This is a genomic window from Mesorhizobium sp. LCM 4577, assembly GCF_001854795.2.
Classification (GTDB): domain Bacteria; phylum Pseudomonadota; class Alphaproteobacteria; order Rhizobiales; family Rhizobiaceae; genus Mesorhizobium; species Mesorhizobium plurifarium.
Genome location: NZ_MDDU01000018.1, coordinates 1 through 20,264, shown reverse-complemented (window position 1 = coordinate 20,264; position 20,264 = coordinate 1). Strand labels below are relative to the sequence as shown.

21 protein-coding genes and 1 pseudogene are annotated in these 20,264 nt (G+C 65.0%); 12 read left to right on the top strand and 10 right to left on the bottom strand.

Going from position 1 to position 20,264, the window contains the following annotated elements:
• Window positions 1–358: 358 nt before the first annotated feature.
• A complete protein-coding gene (locus LCM4577_RS19600) occupies window positions 359–1,459 on the bottom strand; it encodes a KamA family radical SAM protein (protein WP_198541063.1) in 1,101 nt (366 codons plus the stop codon).
• A gap of 178 nt (window positions 1,460–1,637) precedes the next feature.
• Window positions 1,638–2,042 (bottom strand): glyoxalase/bleomycin resistance/extradiol dioxygenase family protein, encoded by a 405-nt coding sequence (locus LCM4577_RS19595; RefSeq protein ID WP_071035851.1) that lies wholly within the window; start codon window positions 2,040–2,042, stop codon window positions 1,638–1,640.
• A gap of 119 nt (window positions 2,043–2,161) precedes the next feature.
• On the opposite strand from LCM4577_RS19595, the gene LCM4577_RS19590 reads away from it, so the two are divergent.
• Entirely contained in the window at window positions 2,162–2,866 is a 705-nt protein-coding gene (locus tag LCM4577_RS19590) for a YafY family protein (RefSeq protein ID WP_071035850.1), read from the top strand.
• Here the strand turns inward: LCM4577_RS19590 and LCM4577_RS19585 are convergent.
• Entirely contained in the window at window positions 2,863–3,252 is a 390-nt protein-coding gene (locus tag LCM4577_RS19585; protein WP_071035849.1) for a VOC family protein, read from the bottom strand. The genes LCM4577_RS19590 and LCM4577_RS19585 overlap by 4 nt on opposite strands.
• Window positions 3,253–3,389: 137 nt before the next feature.
• On the opposite strand from LCM4577_RS19585, the gene LCM4577_RS19580 reads away from it, so the two are divergent.
• From LCM4577_RS19580 to LCM4577_RS19570, 3 genes are all read left to right on the top strand, one after another.
• On the top strand, window positions 3,390–4,196 hold the full coding sequence (locus LCM4577_RS19580; protein ID WP_071072967.1) for a helix-turn-helix transcriptional regulator: 807 nt from the start codon (window positions 3,390–3,392) through the stop codon (window positions 4,194–4,196).
• Window positions 4,197–4,396: 200 nt separating this feature from the next.
• Window positions 4,397–6,067, top strand: a complete 1,671-nt coding sequence (locus LCM4577_RS19575; RefSeq protein ID WP_071072965.1) for an acyl-CoA synthetase — start codon at window positions 4,397–4,399, stop codon at window positions 6,065–6,067.
• An 88-nt stretch (window positions 6,068–6,155) separates the two neighbouring features.
• Window positions 6,156–7,037 (top strand): hypothetical protein, encoded by an 882-nt coding sequence (locus LCM4577_RS19570; RefSeq protein ID WP_244508380.1) that lies wholly within the window; start codon window positions 6,156–6,158, stop codon window positions 7,035–7,037.
• 33 nt (window positions 7,038–7,070) lie between these two features.
• Here the strand turns inward: LCM4577_RS19570 and LCM4577_RS19565 are convergent, their stop codons facing one another.
• From LCM4577_RS19565 to LCM4577_RS19545, 5 genes are all read right to left on the bottom strand, one after another.
• Complete coding sequence (locus tag LCM4577_RS19565; protein ID WP_071072961.1) at window positions 7,071–8,495, bottom strand: hypothetical protein; 1,425 nt, start codon at window positions 8,493–8,495, stop codon at window positions 7,071–7,073.
• A gap of 416 nt (window positions 8,496–8,911) precedes the next feature.
• Window positions 8,912–9,421 carry an Hsp20/alpha crystallin family protein gene (locus LCM4577_RS19560; protein ID WP_040988412.1) on the bottom strand — a complete coding sequence of 170 codons (510 nt, stop codon included), beginning with the start codon at window positions 9,419–9,421 and terminating at the stop codon, window positions 8,912–8,914.
• Window positions 9,422–9,514: 93 nt separating this feature from the next.
• A complete protein-coding gene (locus LCM4577_RS19555) occupies window positions 9,515–9,991 on the bottom strand; it encodes an Hsp20 family protein (RefSeq protein WP_040988410.1) in 477 nt (158 codons plus the stop codon).
• A 241-nt stretch (window positions 9,992–10,232) separates the two neighbouring features.
• Window positions 10,233–10,511, bottom strand: a complete 279-nt coding sequence (locus LCM4577_RS19550) for an usg protein (protein ID WP_040988407.1) — start codon at window positions 10,509–10,511, stop codon at window positions 10,233–10,235.
• Window positions 10,512–10,523: 12 nt separating this feature from the next.
• Window positions 10,524–10,871 (bottom strand): hypothetical protein, encoded by a 348-nt coding sequence (locus tag LCM4577_RS19545; RefSeq protein WP_244508379.1) that lies wholly within the window; start codon window positions 10,869–10,871, stop codon window positions 10,524–10,526.
• Window positions 10,872–11,199: 328 nt separating this feature from the next.
• On the opposite strand from LCM4577_RS19545, the gene groES reads away from it, so the two are divergent.
• The 8 genes from groES (at window position 11,200) to LCM4577_RS19505 (ending at window position 18,193) form a co-directional block, all read left to right on the top strand.
• Window positions 11,200–11,514: a co-chaperone GroES gene (gene groES / locus LCM4577_RS19540; protein ID WP_040988406.1), complete on the top strand. Its 315-nt coding sequence runs from the start codon at window positions 11,200–11,202 to the stop codon at window positions 11,512–11,514.
• A 58-nt stretch (window positions 11,515–11,572) separates the two neighbouring features.
• Window positions 11,573–13,201, top strand: a complete 1,629-nt coding sequence (groL, locus tag LCM4577_RS19535; protein WP_041009250.1) for a chaperonin GroEL — start codon at window positions 11,573–11,575, stop codon at window positions 13,199–13,201.
• A gap of 65 nt (window positions 13,202–13,266) precedes the next feature.
• Window positions 13,267–13,488, top strand: coding sequence for a hypothetical protein (locus LCM4577_RS19530; RefSeq protein WP_040988402.1), 222 nt, complete (start codon window positions 13,267–13,269; stop codon window positions 13,486–13,488).
• A 72-nt stretch (window positions 13,489–13,560) separates the two neighbouring features.
• Complete coding sequence (locus LCM4577_RS19525) at window positions 13,561–13,956, top strand: helix-turn-helix transcriptional regulator (RefSeq protein ID WP_052468051.1); 396 nt, start codon at window positions 13,561–13,563, stop codon at window positions 13,954–13,956.
• On the top strand, window positions 13,937–14,239 hold the full coding sequence (locus tag LCM4577_RS19520) for a DUF982 domain-containing protein (RefSeq protein ID WP_040988400.1): 303 nt from the start codon (window positions 13,937–13,939) through the stop codon (window positions 14,237–14,239). Before LCM4577_RS19525 ends, LCM4577_RS19520 begins: the two co-directional genes overlap by 20 nt.
• Window positions 14,240–14,299: 60 nt before the next feature.
• Complete coding sequence (gene htpG / locus LCM4577_RS19515) at window positions 14,300–16,192, top strand: molecular chaperone HtpG (RefSeq protein WP_071072959.1); 1,893 nt, start codon at window positions 14,300–14,302, stop codon at window positions 16,190–16,192.
• Between the two features lie 116 nt (window positions 16,193–16,308).
• Window positions 16,309–16,989, top strand: coding sequence for a type 1 glutamine amidotransferase (locus LCM4577_RS19510; protein WP_071035840.1), 681 nt, complete (start codon window positions 16,309–16,311; stop codon window positions 16,987–16,989).
• A gap of 76 nt (window positions 16,990–17,065) precedes the next feature.
• Window positions 17,066–18,193: a serine hydrolase domain-containing protein gene (locus LCM4577_RS19505; protein WP_071035839.1), complete on the top strand. Its 1,128-nt coding sequence runs from the start codon at window positions 17,066–17,068 to the stop codon at window positions 18,191–18,193.
• Between the two features lie 4 nt (window positions 18,194–18,197).
• On the opposite strand, the gene LCM4577_RS19500 is transcribed toward LCM4577_RS19505, so the two are convergent.
• Together LCM4577_RS19500 and LCM4577_RS19495 are read right to left on the bottom strand one after the other, a co-directional pair.
• A complete protein-coding gene (locus LCM4577_RS19500) occupies window positions 18,198–19,820 on the bottom strand; it encodes an ABC-F family ATP-binding cassette domain-containing protein (RefSeq protein ID WP_071072957.1) in 1,623 nt (540 codons plus the stop codon).
• Window positions 19,821–19,950: 130 nt separating this feature from the next.
• Window positions 19,951–20,264: pseudogene (locus tag LCM4577_RS19495) on the bottom strand (transposase); the annotation flags it as partial.

Below are 20,264 nucleotides of genomic sequence, written 5' to 3'. Positions count from 1 at the left end.
GAAGAGGGCAATGTTGAGACCCGCCGGCAGCAACGGGAGAGCCTCGCATGCCCCGGGGGAGAGGCAGGCGAGGCTCAAGGATCGCTAGAAGGGACCTAGCTGAGGACTTTCTCAGTTGCAGTCTTTGATGATCCAAAAGGATCGAGCGCAGCGTCGCGCCTTTTCCGGCCCGCTGCATGGTGCAAACGAAGGAATAAAAGCACGCGATCCTTCGTTCACATGGTGCAGTCTTGACAGCTTCGACCCACGCTGGTTTCAGCCGGCGGGTGGCCACCTGCCCGTCGGTTAGGCCCGGCAGTCGGCAAGTTGCCCCCAACAGGGCTGCCGGGCCGCCTTTGAGCGGGGAAAACCCCGCGCTTCAGATGCCCGCCACCACCTCGGTATAGGCCCTCTCCTTGCCGTCCTGGCCGCGAACTCTCCACGTCTGCCCTTCCCGCCCTTCGATATGGCTCGCGGCCAGCGGCACCTTGCCGCCGCCTTCGGGCAGGTCGATGACGTAGGTCGGGTTGCAGATGCCGGAAAGCCGCCGGCGCAGTTCGGCGACCAGCGCCTGGCCTTCGGCAATCGTGGTGCGACGGTGCGCCATGCCGCGCGCGAGGTCGCCATGATGCAGGTAATAGGGTTTTACGCCGAGCCGATACATCAGCTCGCGGCAGAGCTCCTCCAGCACCTCGACATGATCGTTGATGCCTTTCAGCAGAACGCTCTGGTTGAGCAGCACGAAGCCCGCCTGCCGCATCGTGCGGCATGCTTCCTCCGTGGCCTGTGTGATTTCCCGCGGGTGATTGAAGTGGGTGACCACCGTCACCATCAGCCGGCCCTGCAACGCCTCCACCAGGCCAGGCGTGATGCGCGACGGCAGCGCCACCGGCACGCGGGTGTGGATACGCAACAGCCTGAGATGCGGGATCGCCTCCAGGCGGGCGCGGATCTCGGCCAGCGCCTTGTCGGGCAGCGACAGCGGATCGCCGCCGGTCAGGATCACCTCGCGGATTTCCGGGTGGCCGGCGATATAGGCCAACGCAGGTTCCAGCGCTTCGCGTGTGTAGCCGCGGCCGATGGAGGTCAGCGACTCTTTCCTGAAGCAGAAGCGGCAATAGACGGCGCACTGATAGGTCGGGAACAAGAGCACGCGGTCGGCATGGCGGTGCGTCAGCCGAGGCGCCGGGCTGAAGGCATGGTCGCCGATCGGATCGTCGAGCTCGCCCTCGGTGGCGACCAGCTCGTCGGGCGACGGGATCACCTGGGCGCGGATCGGGTCCTCGGGATCGTCCCAGTCGATCAGGTCGAGATAGGGTTTCGGCACGCGCACCTTGTGCGCGGCCGCGGCCTCCTGCGCGGCGGCGCGCTCGGCCGGCGAGAGCGGCAGCGGGGCGAGGTCGCGGACATGGCGCACGCCGGCGCGGACATCGTCCTGCCAGGCGGTGTCGGCGGCCAGTTGTTTGAGATCGGTGGTCATTCGGGGCTCGGGCATAATTTGCCCGGGATATCGGCTGGATGGGCGGCAAGGTCAATGGCAGGGGTTGCTCAAGACTCTCAAGCGCCGAATTTCCGCCCACCCCCCTCTGTCCTGCCGGACATCTCCCCCGCAAGGCGGGAGATTGGCTGTTTCGGTGCCCGCTCTTCCTGGAGCACCCTCACCTTTCAAACTTCGCAATCGCCTCCGCCGTCACCGGCGTGAAGAAGTTCACCAGATTGCCGTCGGGATCGCGAAACAGCAGCGAGCGGTTGCCCCAGGGCATTGTCGTCGGCGCCTGCACCAGCGCGCCGTCAATGAGACCGCCCAGCCTGCGGTATTCTTCGTCGACATCGGCGACGCGGAACTCGATGATGGCGGTGCGGTTCTCGGCCGGGCTCGCGACATTATCGCCGCCGAAGAGCCGAAGCGTGCGGGTGCTGCCGATGGCCAGCGTGCCCGCCTCCGTGACGAGCTCGGCGAAATCCTCGGTGTAGAGCGTGAGCTTGATGCCCGTCGCCATCTCGTAGAAGGCGACGAGCCGCTTGACGTCGGCGGTGATGATGCGGGTCGAAACGAAATTCATCCAAGTCTTCTCCGTTGGCTCGCCGCGAAAATTTTCTTCGTCGGTGGCGCCCGTTCAGGCGCCCTGCCCGACTTGTGGACCGACCCTGCTGCCAGCATAGTGGCAACAGGAGACATGCCTTGCGCCGCGCCGACCGACTGTTCCAGATCATCCAGATCCTGCGGCGCTCGAGCCGGCCGATCACCGCCAGCCGGATCGCCGAAGAGCTCGAAACCTCGCGCCGCTCGGTCTATCGCGACATCGCCGACCTCGTCGGACAGCGCGTGCCGATCCGGGGCGAAGCCGGGCTCGGCTATGTGCTCGACCGCGACTACGACATGCCGCCGCTGATGCTGACGCCGGACGAGCTGGAGGCGGCGGTGCTCGGCGCGCAGTGGGTGGCCGATAAGGGCGATGCCGCGCTGGCCGGCGCGGCGCGCGACCTGATCGCCAAGATCGCCACCGTCGTGCCCGAGCGGTTGCGCCCCTTCGTCAGCAATCCGACCGTCGGCGCGCCGCTCAGCCGCGCGAGCCTGCCGGATGGGCTCGACATCGCGAAGGCGCGAGCCTCGATCCGCAAGGGCCACAAGATCCGGATCCGCTACCGTAGCGAACAGGGCGACGAGAGCGAGCGCGTCATCTGGCCGACCATGATCGGCTATGCCGAGACGGTGCGGCTCATCGCCGCCTGGTGCGAGCTGCGCCAGGATTTCCGCCATTTCCGCACCGACCGCATCCGTGCCGCGGAGTTCCTCGACGAGCGCATCGGCTGCCGGCCAGCCGAATTGCGCAGCCGCTGGAAACGGCATATGGCGGCGCTGGGGATTCACCTGCCGCAGGGCTAAATATCGGCGTAGATCTCCAACACATTGCCGTCGGGATCGCGAAAGAACAGCGTTCGGTGGCCCCAGGGCTGGTCAGTCGGTTCGCCTTCGATCGCCACGCCCTTATCGCGCAACGCGTCGGCGCATTGGTCAACCTGGCCCGGCGCTACACGGAAGGCGAGTTGCACGGAAAGCGCGCGCGCCGGCGTCGGCGCGTCATCGAACATCACGCCACGCTCGGTGAGCGCCAGGAGGCACGAGCCAACCTGGTAGGCAATCCAGCCCTCGCCCAGGCTGGAATGGACTGCAAAGCCCATCACGTCCTCGTAGAAGCGCCGCATCGCCTCCATGTCGCGGGCAAAGAGGACGGTGTAGTCGATGTTCCTGATACTTTTCAGCGCGTTCATGACGGACTCCTTTGCCTGGCGCCGCGTTCCGGCGCGATTTGATTGTGCGATGCGCTGTCCCGTTTATACTGGTAGCAAGGTGGTACAAGATGAGCGATGCTACTGGTGGCGTCGCTACCCCCTTTCGAGGCACGAGCATGCTGGAGCAGACCGCCGAGATCGACAGGCGCAAGGAACTGGGGCGCTTCCTGCGCGCCATGCGCGAGCGCGTCGAGCCGTCGCGGCATGGCATCCGCACCGGCACACGACGGCGCGCAAGCGGACTGCTGCGCGAGGAAGTCGCGTTACTCGCCGGGATCAGCGCCACCTGGTACACATGGCTGGAACAGGGCCGCGAGGCCAACCCTTCCGCGCCGGTGCTCAATGCGCTGGCCGACGTGCTGGACCTTTTGCCCGTGGAGCGTCAGCACCTGTTCAAGCTCGCAAGGCCGGAATGGCTGCCCGAGGCGATGGCGCCCGAAGACCCCTCGCCCGATCCGCGCATCGCGGCATTGCTCGCCACGCTCTCGCCCAATCCGGCCTATGCGCTCAACCGCGCCTGGGACTTCATCGCCTGGAACGACGAGGCGGCGGATTTGTTCGGCGGCTTCGATCCCGAGGAGCCGACGAAGAGCAACCTTCTCAAGCGGCTCTTCCTCGACCCGGCCTGGCATGCGCTGTTTGCCGACTGGGAGGTTGTAGCGCGCTCGGCTATGGCGCAGTTCCGCGCCGCGACCGTCGGCTACGCGTCTGCGGCCGACGTCCGCGCCGTGCTCGACCCGCTCAAGGCGCTGAGCCCTGAATTCGCGCGCCAATGGGCGGAGATGCGAGTGGAGGAAGCGTCGATCTGGTCGAAGGGACTGGTCGGGCCAAGCGGCAAGGTGGCGACCTATGACTACTTCATGCTGGCGCCCGCTGGCGTGGGCAAGGACATAACGCTGAGCCTTTATCGGAAGCGCGGTTAGGCGGTTCAGGTCCCGATTCCGATGTCGGGTCCAGCTTGTTGATCGGAAACGTTTAACGCCATGAACGGCGGCGGTCTTTATGGGGCCGGCCTTGCTTGCCTGCCTCGACTTTCGCCGCAATCGACCAGCGCCATCTTTTCGGGCAATCTCCCGCCAACGGCGATCACGGGCAGATGATCCGCCACCGAGGGAGGACCACCATGACCAAGACGCAGGCGCTGCCGCGCTACGAAGATGCCGTCGAGCGCTTCCGCATCGAGGACGAGATCGCGCGCCTTCACGGCGACCCCGCCACCGGCATCAATGCCTATGTCGAATGCTGCGGCCGCTATACAGGCGAGAACCGGTTGGCGCTGCGCGCGATCTCGGCCGACGGGGAATTGCGCGAATATTCCTTCGACGATCTGGCCGATATGTCCGGCCGCGTCGGCACAATGCTGAAGGATCTCGGCGTGGGCGCGGGCGATGTCGTGGCCGGCATGCTGCCGCGCATTCCCGAGCTGGTGGCGCTGATCCTCGGCACATGGCGGGTCGGCGCGGTCTACCAGCCGCTGTTCACCGCTTTCGGGCCGAAGGCCATCGAGCATCGGCTGAGCTACAGCAAGGCGAAGCTGGTGGTCACGAACCCCGCCAACCGCGGCAAGCTCGACGAGGTGGGCAACCATCCGCGCATCGCCACCATTCTCGCACCTGGCGAGACGCTTCCCGAAGGCGACATCGATTTCCGCGCGGCGCTCGCGGCCGCCTCCCCCGACTGCGAGCCGGTCATGCGCAAGGGCTCAGACCTGTTCATGATGATGTCGACCTCCGGCACGACCGGGCACCCGAAGGGCGTGCCGGTGCCGCTCAGCGCGCTGCTTGCCTTTGGCGCCTATATGCGCGACGCGATCGGGCTCACGCCCGACGACATCTTCTGGAACATCGCCGATCCCGGCTGGGCCTACGGGCTCTACTACGCCATCACCGGGCCCTTGCAGCTCGGCATCGCCACCACCTTCTACGAAGGCGCATTCAACGCCAAATCGACCTACGACATCATCGAGCGACTCGGCGTCACCAGCCTTGCCGGCTCGCCGACGGCCTATCGCCTGCTGATGGCGGAGGGCCCGGAAGCGGCCGCGCGCGTCAAAGGAAAGCTGCGCGTGGTGAGCAGTGCCGGCGAGCCGCTCAACCCGGAAGTGATCCGCTGGTTCGACGCGCACCTCGCCGCGCCGATCCACGACCATTACGGCCAGACCGAGAACGGCATGATGGTCAACAACCATCACGGGCTTAAGCATCTTGTCCGCGCGGGCTCCGCCGGTTTCGCCATGCCGGGCTACCGCATGGTGGTGCTGGATGACGAAGGCAACGAGCTCGGCCCCAACCAGCCTGGCGTGCTTGCCGTCGACATCGCCAGATCGCCGCTGCGCTGGTTTGGCGGCTACCACGAGGCGGAGACGCCGGCGATCGCCGGCGGCTATTACCGAACCGGCGACACGGTGGAATACGAGCCGGACGGCTCGGTTTCGTTCATCGGCCGGGCCGACGACGTCATCACCTCGTCCGGCTACCGCATCGGGCCGTTCGATGTCGAAAGCGCGCTGATCGAGCACCCGGCGGTCAACGAGGCGGCTGTCGTCGGCGTGCCCGATCCGCAGCGCACCGAGATTGTCAAGGCTTTCGTGGTGCTGGCGCCCGCCTTCAAGGACAGCGAGGCGCTGGCCGAGGAGCTTGCCCAGCATGTCAAGAAGCGGCTGTCGGCGCATTCCTATCCGCGCGAGGTCGAGTTCGTCAGCGAGCTGCCGAAGACGCCGAGCGGCAAAATCCAGCGGTTCCTGCTGCGCAAGGCCGAGGTGGAGAAGCGGAATAAAGATTTGCTCCCACCCTGATTTCCGCCACGCAAAAGCCGCCAAGTCGGGCGATGGCTCGCATGGGCTCTTGATCGCTAACCTTGGGGGTTACAGCATGCGGTTGGTCTTGACACTTCTCCTCACGCTGGCGGGCAGCACGGCGCTCGCGGCCTCGCCGGAAGACGACTATATCGCGGCGCGCGACAAGGCGATTGCCGATATCACGGCGCAGGAAAGCGCCAACGCGGCCATCGAAACCATCGATGCGCAGAACGAGAAAGCGCTGGCCGACCTCCAGCAGCGTCTCGCCGCGATTCTCGGTCCGCTTTCGGTCAAGGGTTTCCCGGCGACCGGCACCAACAACATCGAAAGCCTCAACGCTTCCGATATCGGCTACGGCATGCTCGACGGGTTGCGGTATGCCCAGAGCGACGACGGTCCGAGCATCATCGTCTCGACGCGCGGGCTGACCGAGCGCTGGCTCAAATCCAAATCGGCCGAGGCGGAAGCGGATTTCAAGCTGCCCGCCGACATCGGCGCGGCGCTGAAGCTCGATGGTTTCTACACCCAGGCCATCGGCAGCGACGCCGCGTTCTCCGGCACGCTCGACTTTTCACTGACGAAGCCCGAGGGCGCTGACGTGGTGGTGGCTCGGCTCGGCGGCTGGACGCAGGATGTCGGGCCGATCTACGAGCAGCATGTCGTGGTGGCGGTCGTCAAAGGCGACCGCGTGATGATCGCCGAAGCGCCAGCCTCGCCCGCTGTGCCGAAGATCGCGGCCTGCGATTCGATCTGGGCAGCGGCCGACGCCGCCGCGCAGAAAGCCCAGCAGGCCGATCAGGGCTCGGATCAGGACGACCCGCAGGCCTCCGATCCGGCCAACGCCGCCTGGGAAAAAGGCGACGCAGACTACCGCGCCTGCATGGCCCAGCGCCTGCCCGGCGATCCGTCCTTCCCGGCGCTGCTCAAGCAGGCACAGGACCTAGCCGACGGCATGGCGGGCAAATAGCCGGCAGTAGCAATTCCGGGGCGAGGCGGTTCCTCAGCCCGCGTTCGCCCGCATGTTGCGCCGTGGGACACGCCGCGGCGCGGAACGCACCGTTTCCGCGATGATCCCGTTGGCTTGAGGCACGGCATCCTTGCGCGACCTTGCGTCGGTCACCCGATGCAGCCGCTCGTAAGGAAGCAATTCCCGGATGCGGGCATTGAGCGCTTCCACCTCGGCGCGCAGATCCTCGCATTCCTGTTTCTGGATATCGAGCTGGATCTGCTCGGACGCCTGCTGCAGCGAAAGCTGCGAGAGGTTGGTGCTGGCCACCGACAGGTTCTTCTTGTCCGCGTCGCTCTCTTCCTTGAGGACGGCGAGCCTTTCCTCCGCAATCTGGCGTTCGGTCACGGCGTCGTTCAGCTGCGCCTTGAGCCTGATGATCTCGTCCGTGGCTTCGCCATTGTCGGTAGAGACCTTGTCGAGACGCGACTGCAACTCCTGGATCTCGGCACGCAGGCCGCGCATTTCCGCCTGGCTGCGCGCCAATTCGGCGGCACCGTCGCTTTCGGCGATCCGCGCCGCCTCGGCTGTTTCGGCAAGCTTGGCCTGCGTTGCCTCCAGTGCCTTCTGCAGCCGGGTTTCTTCTCTTTCGTGGCTGCCGAGTTGAGCCAGCAGCTCGGCGATATGGGCGGTTTCGCTGGCGTGGGTCGCTGCGAACTCGTCGAATTTGTGGCGGGCCTCCGCCTCGCGCTTTTGCGCCTGCTCCAGGTCGACCGAGAGGCCGACCTGCTTTTCGCGCAGCAACTTGTTCTCGGCGCCGCGCCTGTCGACTTCGACAGTCTTGGCCGTCAAGGCCTTGACGATCTCGCCGAACTCCTTCTCGCGCCTGGCGCTCTCATTGCTCATCTCCACCAGCTCCAGGCGCACGGCCGCCAGCGCCGACCGCAGCTGCTCGCGATCCTGGACGAGGCTCGCCTCGCGCTGCTGCCGGGCCTCGGCCGCACCGTCACGCTCGCGCTGCTTGCGGGCGGCGTCGAGCAATTGTTCCGAAAGCGCCTTGTGCTCGGTGGTGAGCGCGAGGTTTGCCAGCTCCAGCTCGTTGGAGCGCAACACGTCGCGATGGAAGACGTTGAGGACCTCGCGCGTCATGTGGTGCGCGGTGGCGATCTCCGCCAGCTTCGCCTCGATCTCCTGCAGATGCCCCTGTCCGTCGCGGAAAAGCCCGGCGACCGCCTCCAGGGCGGCGAGCCGCGTTTGGGTATGGGGCGTCAACCGCGATGAAGCTGGCTCGGGCTGCTCCGCGGGCGGCGGATTCTCGTCGCTTGCCACGAGTTCCTGGCCGGCAACGTCATCGTCCCCCGACGGTGGCTGTTCATCACCTTTCAGGACGTCCTCGAATGCTTCCGCCAGATCCGATTGGAGGTCCTGAAATTCCTTATCGACGTCCTCGGCCCGCTTAATCAGAGACTTGAAATTCATCACGGCACATCCCTTACTCGCGCCCCACGCGTACTTAACGAATTGCTAATTTATCTCTTTACCTTCCGCTCGGGAAGCCTCTGCGAAAGAAAGCAAAATTAAGGTTATCGCCAGTCCCAATGCTATGCGGACCGGGTGCCAAGTGGTCGCTCTTCCGCTCCAAGCTTATGTGAATTTTCTCTCTCGGTCCTTGCGCTCCATGCCCGCGTTCCAACAGGGAGAGACAGCGCGCTGCTTGTCATCATTCACATGACCGATGCGAAGACTTTCGGATGGAAAATTGAAGCTCTCGCCACTTGAATTTTCTCGACCTCGGCCGCTCCAGAGCGGCCGCGACGGCCTGTGCCGCGCGGGCATCCGTTCGATGTGGTTGATTGGACGCGGGAGGCGATCGACGCGCCCCCCGCGCCGGTGCATCAACTCTTGATGTCGATGCGCTTGACTTGCGACTGCGCCTTCTCGCTCTTCGGTAAGGTGACGGTCAGCACGCCATTCCTGAAGCGCGCCTCGACTTCGTCTTCCTTAACCTCGTAGCCGACGGGAATGCGGCGTTCGAAGCGGCCATAATAGCGTTCGGAGAATTGCCTGTCCTTGTCGTCCGTCTCGGAGCGCTTCTCGCCGCGCAGCGTCAGCACGCCGTCGTCGAATAGGACCTCGATGTCTTTCTGTTCGAGGCCGGGCACCTCGGCCGTCACCTTGATCTCCTTCTCGCCATTGGAGATCTCGACGCTCGGCCAACCAGTGCCGAGGGCGGAGGCACCGCCAATAGACGGCCACCGGCTGTCGAAGCCGCGGAAAACATCGTCGAACAGGCGGTTCACCTCGCGATGCAGCGACAGGAACGGATCGCGTTCGCCGTCGCGGAACAGGCTTGGAACCTGGTTGCCGTTGCTCCGGCCCCAGGGAATCAGATCACGGACACTCATGGTTTCCTCCTTTCTGTTCGTCGGACTGAAACGGCCCCCTGTTGCGCCGGGCCATGCGCCCGGCGCATTGCGTGGAGCGCTAACAAGAAGGCCTCAGGCCGCGTGCTTCTCGCCTTCGATCTTCTTCGTCGCGCCTTTGGGCATCGCCTTGTCGGCTGCGATCTCGATCCGGCGCGGTTTCATCTCTTCCGGAATCTCACGCTTCAGATCGATCGTCAGCAGGCCATTCACCAGGCTGGCGCCGACGACTTTGACATGGTCGGCAAGCTCGAAACGGCGCTGGAACGCGCGCCCGGCGATGCCTCGATGCAGGTACTCACCCTTGTCCTCGCCGGCTTTCTGGCCCGAGACCATGAGCATGTTCTGCTCTTGGGTAATGTCCAGTTCGTCCTGCGCGAAGCCTGCCACCGCCATGCTGATGCGGTAGTCGTCTTCCGAGGTCTTGGCGATGTCGTAGGGTGGCCAATTGTCGACGGTTTCGATTCGGCTCGCCGTTTCGAGCGCGTTCAACATTCGATCGAAACCGATGCTCGACCGAAACAGGGGACTGAAGTCAAAGGTGGTTCTCATAGCTACATCCTCCATTGAGCAACATAGATACGAGGGGCGCCAAGGAAGCGGCGCCCCTTGACCTTTGCCGGTCTCTCAAAGCACCGGCAAAATCCATCTGGGAATTCAAATCCGGGACGTCAAGACCCGGCCATGAACCGCCTTCAAGGTCGTGAAAAGTCGCGCTTTTCGTCGGCATGCGGGCGGATAAAAGATGAAAGGAAGGCGGCCGCGCAACGCGACCGCCTCAGGGCGCTGATCTTCAATGGATCGCGATGATCCCGTCGACGGCCCGCCATTCCGATGGCCTGATGAGCCGATGGTGGGCGACCCGGATCGAATGCAGGGCGCCCGCCAGCTCGCGTTCCCAAAAGCCCAGAAAGCCTTTCAGCGCGGGGAAATCCGGGGCCAGATCATAGTCCTGCCAGACATAGAGCTGAAGCAAGCTGGGATGGTCGGGCAGATGATAATGGATCTCGGCAGTGGTCAGGCCATAGCCATTCATCTGCAAACGGAATTCCCTGCTGACCGTGCTTGCCATCGCCTTCGGCCCTCACGCGCTCAGCCGCTCGACCAGTTGACGCTGGTCGTCATCGGCAGGGCGACTGGGCGGCGGCGCGGTTGCGTCGAGCCGGCGCAGCGCATCCATGATGTCGTCGAAGGAGACCGGCCGCTCGGCGCCCGGCGGCTGGCGCAGCGCCGGCATCGATTCCACGGCGCAGGCGTCGGAAGCCCAGGACGAAAGGATCGCCCGCTTTTCCCATATGTCGAGCGAGCCGTCCTCCAGCACGTCTCGCGGGTGTTGAAAATGGCTGGCCGGCGAAAGCAGCCGGTCGAGCGAAAGATCCGATATTTCGGGAGCAAGGGAAGGAATGATCGGCGATAGTGTCTGTCGGTCCATTTCTGTCCTCCGTCTCCAAAAACTCCTTGTTTCAGGGTTTAATTTTTTGTCGGTTCCGGCGCTGCCGGGCGCCGATAATTTTGTTCACCTCAATCGCGAATTCAAGCCTTTCGCTCACCGGCGCTACCGAATTTACCGCATGTTTTCAGCGCACTAGCAGTCAAGGGTCGAGAGTGCCAAAATTTTTTCGACATCCCCTTGAAAGTAGAAGAAGGCAAAATTAGCTCGACATGCGCGCGACGCCGAAAGGGTCGCGCGCCCCGCTCCGGACCTTCCGGTCCGGAGCGGAGGAACCTCTCGCAATCTGTTTGTCCTGAAGGAGAACGATATGACGTTCCGTCCATTGCATGACCGCGTGCTCGTCCGCCGAATCGAGGCCGAAGAGAAGACGGCCGGAGGCATCATCATCCCCGACACTGCCAAGGAGAAGCCGCAGGAAGGCGAAGTCATCGCCGTCGGCCCAGGCGCCCGCGACGAGAGCGGCAAGCTCGTGCCCCTCGACGTGAAGGTCGGCGACCGCATCCTGTTCGGCAAGTGGTCCGGCACCGAGATCAAGCTCAACGGCGAGGATCTGCTCATCATGAAGGAAAGCGACGTGATGGGTGTGATCGAGCAGGCCGCGACGCTGAAGAAAGCCGCCTGATCGGGGCTTCGATCGAACCGCAACCAGTCAATGAAAACTGCCTAGAAGGAGTGATCCAATGGCTGCCAAGGAAGTCAAATTCCATTCCGATGCCCGTGAGCGCATGCTGCGCGGCGTCAACATCCTCGCCGACGCGGTGAAGGTCACCCTCGGCCCGAAGGGCCGCAACGTCGTCATCGACAAGTCGTTCGGGGCCCCGCGCATCACCAAGGACGGCGTCACCGTCGCCAAGGAGATCGAACTCGAGGACAAGTTCGAGAACATGGGCGCCCAGATGGTCCGCGAAGTCGCCTCGAAGACCAACGACCTCGCCGGCGACGGCACCACGACGGCCACCGTTCTCGCCCAGGCGATCGTTCGCGAAGGCGCCAAGGCGGTCGCCTCGGGCATGAACCCGATGGATCTGAAGCGCGGCATCGACAAAGCGGTGGATGCGGTGGTCGCCGAGCTCAAGACCAACGCGCGCAAGATCACCAGAAACGACGAGATCGCTCAGGTCGGCACCATCTCGGCCAACGGCGATGCCGAGATCGGCCGCTTCCTGGCCGAGGCCATGGAAAAGGTCGGCAACGAAGGCGTCATCACCGTCGAGGAAGCCAAGACCGCCGAGACCGAGTTGGAAGTCGTCGAAGGCATGCAGTTCGACCGCGGCTATCTCTCACCCTACTTCATCACCAACCAGGACAAGATGCGCGTCGAGCTCGACGAGCCCTATGTGCTGATCCATGAGAAGAAGCTCGGCAACCTGCAGGCGCTGCTTCCCGTGCTTGAGGCCGTGGTGCAATCCGGCAAGCCGCTGCTGATCATCGCCGAGGACGTGGAGGGCGAGGCTCTGGCCACTCTGGTGGTCAACAAGCTGCGCGGCGGGCTGAAGGTCGCCGCCGTCAAGGCTCCGGGCTTCGGCGACCGCCGCAAGGCCATGCTGGAAGACATCGCGATCCTCACCGGCGGCACGGCCATCAGCGAGGATCTCGGCATCAAGCTGGAGAATGTCACGCTGGAGATGCTCGGCCGCGCCAAGAAGGTCGCGATCGAGAAGGAGAACACCACCATCGTCGACGGCGCCGGCAAGAAGGAGGAGATCCAGGGCCGCGTCACGCAGATCAAGGCGCAGATCGAGGAGACCACCTCCGACTATGATCGCGAGAAGCTGCAGGAGCGGCTGGCCAAGCTCGCCGGCGGTGTCGCGGTGATCCGCGTCGGCGGCGCGACGGAAGTCGAGGTCAAGGAGAAGAAGGACCGTGTCGACGACGCGCTGCACGCCACGCGCGCCGCGGTCGAGGAAGGCATCCTGCCCGGCGGCGGCGTCGCCCTGCTCAGGGCGGCCAAGGCGCTCGACGCGGTTGCCGTCGATAATCCCGACCAGAGATACGGCGTCGACATCGTGCGGCGCGCGATCGAGGCTCCGGCGCGCCAGATTGCCGAGAATGCCGGATCGGAAGGGTCGATCATCGTCGGCAAGCTGCGCGAGAAGACCGACTTCGCCTTTGGCTGGAACGCCCAGACCGGCGAATATGGCGACCTCTACAAGCAGGGTGTGATCGACCCCGCCAAGGTGGTGCGCACCGCGCTGCAGGACGCCGCTTCGGTCGCCGGTCTGCTCGTCACCACCGAGGCGATGGTGGCCGAAAAGCCGAAGAAGGAAACCGCGCCGGCCGTGCCGGCCGGCGCCGGCATGGACTTCTGAGATAGAGATGGGAGCCCGCTCCCGGCTACGGGGGCGGGCGTTTCACCAAAACTTGGGAGGCCCTCATGAACATGATGAGCGCAGATGGCTCGATTCCCGCGCCGACGCATTCGGCAAGCGAATTCCTCGCCTATGAAACCGAATGCCGAAGCGCGCTGAAGCCGCTGCTGGCAGGCCTGCTCGACGCAGCCGAAGCCGCCGGATGGAACCGGCGGACGGTCGCCTCGACGCTGATGTTCCTTGCCGCGCAGCAGGTGTCAGCCACTGAAACATCGGCGCGAAGCTGAGCAAGATCGGTCCCGCCCCTCGCGGGCGGGATCCGCCAAGCTGCATTGAGACGGGGTAGGAACACGATTGCCATGATTGCGGGACGCTTGCGGGAATGCCTGAAAAGCTTGCGATGGGACGCCGGAGACCTCGCGCAGGAGCTTGGCTGTTCCAGGACCGATGCGACGCGCTGGATCGAGGGGCGCGCGCCGGTGCCGCTGGCGGTCGCCGCCTGGATCGAGGCCCTGGCCAAGGCGCATAACGCGCTGCCGCCGCCGCGGCTGAGGCAGCAGATTTCAGCGACGCACACCACGCCGGCCGGGGCGGTGGTTGTGCACGCCTTTCCCGCCATAAGCCAATCCCGGCCGCACGGCGTCGTGCTGCAACCGCCCTACCCGCGCCGGCATATGCTGGCTGGAGGGCTTCGCCCGGGCACCGTGGGCATCCATCCGAAAGAGGATCCAGACCATGAACCACGACCGCTTTGAAGAGCCTGTCACGGTGCTTGTCGGCATGGGCTTGCCGGTGCGGCTTGAGAACGTGGCGGAAGCCTATGCCATGCTGCAGGATTGGCCGGCCACGAGCAGGAGCAGCGCACATATGATCGCGCTCAATGCTTGCAAAGCCGGCATTGCCGGCGAAATCGACGCTGAGACGGTGCGGGCAACCCTTGTTGCCTTCGCCCGCCGCCACAATATTCTGGCGCCGGACATGGTTTCGCTGGCGCCCGCAGCGCTGGCAGGGCGCGCGTCCACAAGCAACAATGGCTGAAGATTCGAAACCCGGCGCGTGTTGGCGCGGCGGACAAAACGACCAACCCAGGAATTTTGAATGACGACGGACACCAAGACGGCGGAAACCAGGACATTCGAGGCGGACGTTTCGCGGCTGCTGCACATGATGGTGCACTCGGTCTATTCGGACCGCGATGTTTTTCTGCGCGAGCTGATCTCCAACGCGGCCGACGCCTGCGAGAAGCTGCGCTTCGAGGCGGTGAGCCGGCCTGAGCTTCTGGGCGACGATCCGAAGCCGCGCATCACCATTGCGGCCAATCCGGACAACAGGGAGCTTGTCGTCGAGGACAATGGCATCGGCATGAGCCGCGACGAGATGGCGGAGGCGCTGGGCACCATCGCGCGCTCCGGAACGCGCGCCTTCATGGAGCGCGTCGAGGCCGGCAAGGCGGCGGAGGACACRCAGCTTATCGGGCAGTTCGGCGTCGGCTTCTACTCGGCCTTCATGGTCGCCGACCGGGTCGACGTCATCAGCCGCCAGGCGGGCAGCGACGAGGCCTTCCGCTGGTCGTCCGACGGCAAGGGCACCTATGAAATCGCGCCGRTTCCGCTCGAGGCAGCGCCCAAGCGCGGCACGCGCGTCGTGCTGCATCTGATGGAGGATGCTTCCTCCTACACCACGCCCTACCGGCTCGAAGGGTTGGCGAAGTCGCAGTCCGGCCATGTGCCGGTGCCGATCACGCTTGTCGAGAAACCCGGCGCCGAGCCGCGCGACATCGCCGACGGCACGGCGCTTTGGGTGCGGCAGAAGAGCGAGATCAAGCCGGAGGAATATACCGACTTCTACCGCAGCGTCGCCGGCCAGTACGACGAGCCGGCTTCGACCATCCATTTCCGCGCCGAGGGCCGGCAGGAATACAGCGTGCTCGCCTTCGTGCCCGGGTCGCGGCCGTTCGACCTGTTCGATCAGGACCGCAAGGGCCGCATGAAGCTCTATGTGCGACGCGTCTTCATCACCGACGATGCCGATCTTCTGCCGCGTTACCTGCGCTTCGTGCGCGGCCTGGTCGATTCCGCCGACCTGCCGCTCAACGTGTCGCGCGAGATGATCCAGGAAAGCCCGCTGCTCGCCTCGATCCGCAAGGGCGTGACCAACCGCGTTCTTGGCGACCTCGCCAAGACCGCCGAAAACGATGCCGAAACCTATGGGAAGATCTGGGAAAATTTCGGCGTCGTGCTGAAGGAAGGCCTCTATGAGGATTACGAGCGGCGCGAGCAGTTGCTGAAGCTTGCCCGCTTCCGCTCGACCGCTTCGGGCGAAGGCTGGCGCAGCCTTGCCGACTACGTCAGAGCGATGAAGGAGGGTCAGAAAGCGATCTTCTTCATGGCCGGCGACGACCGCGCCCGGCTCGAAGCCTCGCCGCAGCTCGAAGGTTTTCGCGCCCGCGGTATCGAGGTGCTGCTGCTTACCGACCCGGTCGACAGTTTCTGGGTGACGATGGCGCCGGAATTCGACGGCAAGCCGTTCAAATCGGTGACGCAGGGCGCCGCCGACCTTGCCGATGTCGCGCTGCCCGAGGACGCGGCGAAGCCGGATGCCGAGACGTCATCGGATGTCGCGTCCTTCCTGGCTTTCGTGAAGACGACGCTCGGCGAGGAGGTGTCGGACGTGAAGGCCTCCGACCGGCTGACCGAAAGCGCCGTCTGCCTGGTCGCGCCCGAGCACGGCCCCGACCGCCAGTTCGAGCGCCTGCTCAACGCCGCCGGCCGGCTCGACAAGGCGGCCAAGCCGATCCTCGAGATCAACCCGCGCCATGAGCGCGTGGCGGCGCTGGCAAAGCTCGGCGACGACGAGAAGGCGTTCAAGGAAGACGCCGCGCATCTGCTTTACGACGAGGCGCGGGTGCTCGACGGCGACAAGCCGGCGGACGCCAAGGCCTTCTCGGCGCGGCTTGCCCGGCTGATCGATCGCGGCTTGGCGAAGGGGTGACCTTCGGCGCTGCGCCTGAGCGGCTTGCCGGCGTCCAGCCGTAACTGGGCGCTGGCACATTTCCGACAGGCCGCTTAGCCTTATCGTTTCCTACGGATAAGCGGCAGGAGCCTCCGATGAAGCGCATCGTTCTGGTCAGGCACTCGGAGGAACCGGGCGACGATCATGTCCAGACGACCCTGGAAGCGAACGGCCATGCGGTCACGACGGCGATGCCGTTCAAGGGCGAGGCGATCGACCTCAACGCTGTCGACGGCGCCGTGATCTATGGCGGCCCGTTCAACGTCTTCGACACCGACAAGCATCCGTTCCTCGATGACGAAGCCGCGCTGATCGAGCACTGCCTGGACAACGACCTGCCGCTGCTCGGCATCTGCCAGGGCGCGCAGCAGATCGCCTGGCATCTGGGCGCCAATGTCGGGCCGGTGGAAAGCGGCATCAGGGAGTTCGGCTATTTCGAGATCACGCCGACGCCCGAGGCCGGCGACTTCCTCGACCGGCCGCTCTTCCTGCCGCAGAACCATTTTCATACCTTCGCCCTGCCGGCGGGCGCCGTGCACCTCGCCTCGAGCGAGACCTTCCTCAATCAGGCATTCCGGATCGGCGACAAGACCTATGCGCTGCAATTCCATGCCGAGCAGGGCCCGGCCGGCTTCCGGCGCTGGCAGGAACGGCAAGGCGCGCCCTATGGAACGCTCGGCGCGCAAGACCGGGACGAGCAGGACCGGTTGATGGAAGCCCACCACGCGGCACAGCATGCCTGGATCCGCGGTTTCGTGACCAGGCTGTTCGGCTGAGGTGCTGGTGGCAAACTGCGTCAATCCGTGACGGTCTGGACAGATTCATCCGTCGGCACCTGGTGGGACTTTGGCTATGAACATCCAAGGCTTCTGCGATCCGCGTTTTGCCGGCGTGCGCGATGCATTCGCCCGGTGTTTCGCTGAAGGCCTCGAGCATGGCGGCGGCGTCTCGGTCGTAGCCGACGGCAGGGCCGTCGTCGATCTTTGGGGCGGCCATGCGGATGCCGCGCGCATCCGGCGGTGGCAGCGTGACACGCTGATCAATGTCTGGTCTTCGACCAAGGGCGTCGTGGCGCTGGCGATCGCGATGCTGGTGGAGCGCGGCAAGCTGGATTATGCCGCTCCGGTCGCGCGCTATTGGCCGGAATTCGCAGAAGGCGGCAAGGAGCGCATCACGCTCGACCAGGTTATGTCGCACCAGTCCGGGCTGAACGGCCTCGCCGTGCCGATGGACGAGGCAGGCCTGCTCGCCTGGACACCCTATACGGACGCGCTTGCCGCCATGGCGCCGCTGTGGGAGCCCGGCAGCCGCTGCGTCTATCATGCGCTCAGCTACGGCCACCTCGCCGGCGAGGTGCTGCGGCGCGTCGACGGGCGCAGCGTCGGGCGCTTCATCGCGGAAGAGATCGCCGGCCCGCTTGGGGCTGATTTCCATGTCGGTCTGCCGCAAGCGGAAGATTTCCGGGCCGCCGAGATGATCGAGGGCCCGAAAGCTTCCGAATGGGTGGAGTTCGTGCGCGCCTCGCCCTTTCCCCACGCATGCGACAACCCGGCGCCCCGCGCCCTGGCGCCAAACGACCGCGCCTGGCGCGCCGCAGAGGTGCCCGGTGGCAACGGCCAGTCCACCGCGCATGCGCTGGCGCGCGTCTACGGCATGATGGCGGCAGGCGGGACGTTTGAAGGCAAGCGCCTGATCGGCCGCGCGGCGATCGAGGAGGCCGCGAGGCCGCGCTTTCGCGGCCTGGACGACAGCTTCGCGCTGCCGGCTGCCTTTGCCGCCGGCTACCAGATCGAGGATCCTATCTATGCCGGCCGCGCATCGCCTCAAACCTTCGGCCACACCGGCTGGGGCGGCGCCATCGGCTTTGCCGACCCCGGTGCCGGCTTGGGGTTCGGCTACGTCACCAACCACATGCTGGGGTTCGACGATGTGGACCCGCGCCGCAAGGCGCTGATCGACGCCGTCTACGACGCGCTGTAACGCCCTACCCCCGCAGCCCCGGTGCTTCCTGGCCGGTGCGGGCGACATATTCGGTGTAGCCGCCGCCATAGGTGTGGATGCCGTCGGGCGTCAGCTCCAGCACGCGGTTCGACAGCGCCGCCAGGAAATGCCGGTCGTGCGAGACGAATAGCATCGTGCCTTCATATTGCGACAGCGCCTCGATCAGCATCTGCTTGGTGGTGATGTCGAGGTGGTTGGTCGGCTCGTCGAGCACCAGCAGATTGGGCGGATCGAACAGCATCAGCGCCATCACCAGGCGCGCCTTCTCGCCGCCTGAGAGCACGCGGCACTTCTTCTCGATCTCGTCGCCCGAGAAGCCGAAGCAGCCGGCTAGGGCGCGCAGCGGCGCCTGGCCGGCCTGCGGAAAATTGTCCTCCAGCGTCTGGAAGACGGTGCGTTCGCCGTCGAGCAATTCCATGGCGTGCTGGGCAAAATAGCCCATCTTGACGCTGGGACCCCGCGCGACGGAGCCCTCGTCCGGCTCGGAAGCTCCCGCGACCAGCTTGAGCAGCGTCGACTTGCCGGCGCCGTTGACGCCCATCACGCACCAGCGCTCGCGCCGGCGGATCTGGAAGTCGAGGCCGGAATAGATACTGCGGCTGCCATAGGCCTTGTGGATGCCCTTCAGCGTCGCCACGTCCTCGCCGCAGCGCGGCGCCGGCTGGAACTCGAAGGCTACGGTCTGGCGGCGCTTCGGCGGCTCGACGCGGTCGATCTTGTCGAGCTTCTTCACCCGGCTCTGCACCTGGGCCGCATGCGAGGCGCGCGCCTTGAAGCGCTCGATGAAGGCGATCTCCTTGGCCAGCATCGCCTGCTGGCGCTCGAACTGCGCCTGCAGTTGCTTGTCGGCCAGCGCCCGCTGCTCCTGGTAGAATTCGTAATTGCCGGAATAGGAGGTGAGCGCGCCGGCGTCGATCTCGATGATCTTGTTGACGATGCGATTCATGAACTCGCGGTCGTGCGAGGTCATCAGCAGCGCGCCGTCATAATCTCTGAGGAACTTCTCCAGCCAGATCAGGCTTTCGAGGTCGAGATGGTTCGACGGCTCGTCGAGCAGCATGACATCGGGCCGCATCAAGAGGATGCGGGCAAGTGCCACGCGCATCTTCCAGCCGCCGGAGAGTTTTGAAACGTCGCCGTCCATCATTTCCTGGCTGAAGCCGAGGCCATCCAGCACCTCGCGGGCCCGGCCATCCAGCGCATAACCGTCGAGCTCCTCGAAGCGGTGCTGCAATTCGCCATAGCGCTCGATGATCTGATCCATCTCGTCGGCGCGCTCGGGATCGCCCATGGCGTGCTCGAGCTCGCGCATCTCGGCGGCCACGGCGCTCACCGGCCCCGCCCCTTCCATGACCTCGGCGACGGCACTCAAACCGCCCATGTCGCCGACATCCTGGTTGAAATAGCCGATGGTGACGCCGCGATCGACCGAGACCTGGCCTTCGTCGGGCTGCTCCTCACCGATGATCATGCGGAACAAGGTCGTCTTGCCGGCGCCGTTCGGGCCGACCAGCCCGACCTTCTCGCCCTTCTGCAAGGCGGCCGAAGCTTCGATGAAGACGATCTGTCGGCCGTTCTGCTTGCCGATACTTTCAAGACGGATCATGGGACGGTCCGGGAAACTGCGCTGGCGTGGCGGGATTTGCCCGGGCGTGTACGCGAATGAGGGTGCGAGGGGAAGAGGCAGAAGCGCCGCAGGATGAAGGTTCCTCGCCCCACGAATGTGGCTAGGCGATTCACACATCTCGTAGGCTCCAGCCCCGTGCGATGGATTGGAAGTACTGAAGGCCGTGGCGGAAGGTAATGGGGCCTGGCGGCTTGGACTTGGGATAGCCATCCCATCCTCCGAGCTTGGCGATGATCCATGCGGCCCAGGCCAGGGATTTGGGCGGGTGAGGGTTTTTCTGAAGTTCGGTCTTGCCMTCCAGCTCGGGCACCAGTGCCTGCAAGGTGTCGATTTCGGTAGGCGTAAAGGCGATCTCGGCCGACTGTGCGGATGCTCCGTCGCGAGCTTGGACAAGCTGCATGATGATGCAGGCGGCGCGCGCGG

What these genes read in the sequence shown, in the direction of transcription:
- LCM4577_RS19520 (WP_040988400.1), top strand. Translation starts at nt 13,937, where the DNA reads ATGAACCACGACCGCTTTGAAGAGCCTGTCACGGTGCTTGTCGGCATG.
- LCM4577_RS19560 (WP_040988412.1), bottom strand. Translation starts at nt 9,421, where the DNA reads ATGAGTGTCCGTGATCTGATTCCCTGGGGCCGGAGCAACGGCAACCAG.
- LCM4577_RS19550 (WP_040988407.1), bottom strand. Translation starts at nt 10,511, where the DNA reads ATGGCAAGCACGGTCAGCAGGGAATTCCGTTTGCAGATGAATGGCTAT.
- LCM4577_RS19565 (WP_071072961.1), bottom strand. Translation starts at nt 8,495, where the DNA reads ATGAATTTCAAGTCTCTGATTAAGCGGGCCGAGGACGTCGATAAGGAA.
- LCM4577_RS19555 (WP_040988410.1), bottom strand. Translation starts at nt 9,991, where the DNA reads ATGAGAACCACCTTTGACTTCAGTCCCCTGTTTCGGTCGAGCATCGGT.
- LCM4577_RS19595 (WP_071035851.1), bottom strand. Translation starts at nt 2,042, where the DNA reads ATGAATTTCGTTTCGACCCGCATCATCACCGCCGACGTCAAGCGGCTC.
- LCM4577_RS19575 (WP_071072965.1), top strand. Translation starts at nt 4,397, where the DNA reads ATGACCAAGACGCAGGCGCTGCCGCGCTACGAAGATGCCGTCGAGCGC.
- LCM4577_RS19600 (WP_198541063.1), bottom strand. Translation starts at nt 1,459, where the DNA reads ATGACCACCGATCTCAAACAACTGGCCGCCGACACCGCCTGGCAGGAC.
- LCM4577_RS19505 (WP_071035839.1), top strand. Translation starts at nt 17,066, where the DNA reads ATGAACATCCAAGGCTTCTGCGATCCGCGTTTTGCCGGCGTGCGCGAT.
- LCM4577_RS19580 (WP_071072967.1), top strand. Translation starts at nt 3,390, where the DNA reads ATGCTGGAGCAGACCGCCGAGATCGACAGGCGCAAGGAACTGGGGCGC.
- groL (WP_041009250.1), top strand. Translation starts at nt 11,573, where the DNA reads ATGGCTGCCAAGGAAGTCAAATTCCATTCCGATGCCCGTGAGCGCATG.
- groES (WP_040988406.1), top strand. Translation starts at nt 11,200, where the DNA reads ATGACGTTCCGTCCATTGCATGACCGCGTGCTCGTCCGCCGAATCGAG.
- LCM4577_RS19545 (WP_244508379.1), bottom strand. Translation starts at nt 10,871, where the DNA reads ATGGACCGACAGACACTATCGCCGATCATTCCTTCCCTTGCTCCCGAA.
- LCM4577_RS19510 (WP_071035840.1), top strand. Translation starts at nt 16,309, where the DNA reads ATGAAGCGCATCGTTCTGGTCAGGCACTCGGAGGAACCGGGCGACGAT.
- LCM4577_RS19585 (WP_071035849.1), bottom strand. Translation starts at nt 3,252, where the DNA reads ATGAACGCGCTGAAAAGTATCAGGAACATCGACTACACCGTCCTCTTT.
- LCM4577_RS19500 (WP_071072957.1), bottom strand. Translation starts at nt 19,820, where the DNA reads ATGATCCGTCTTGAAAGTATCGGCAAGCAGAACGGCCGACAGATCGTC.
- LCM4577_RS19530 (WP_040988402.1), top strand. Translation starts at nt 13,267, where the DNA reads ATGAACATGATGAGCGCAGATGGCTCGATTCCCGCGCCGACGCATTCG.
- LCM4577_RS19525 (WP_052468051.1), top strand. Translation starts at nt 13,561, where the DNA reads ATGATTGCGGGACGCTTGCGGGAATGCCTGAAAAGCTTGCGATGGGAC.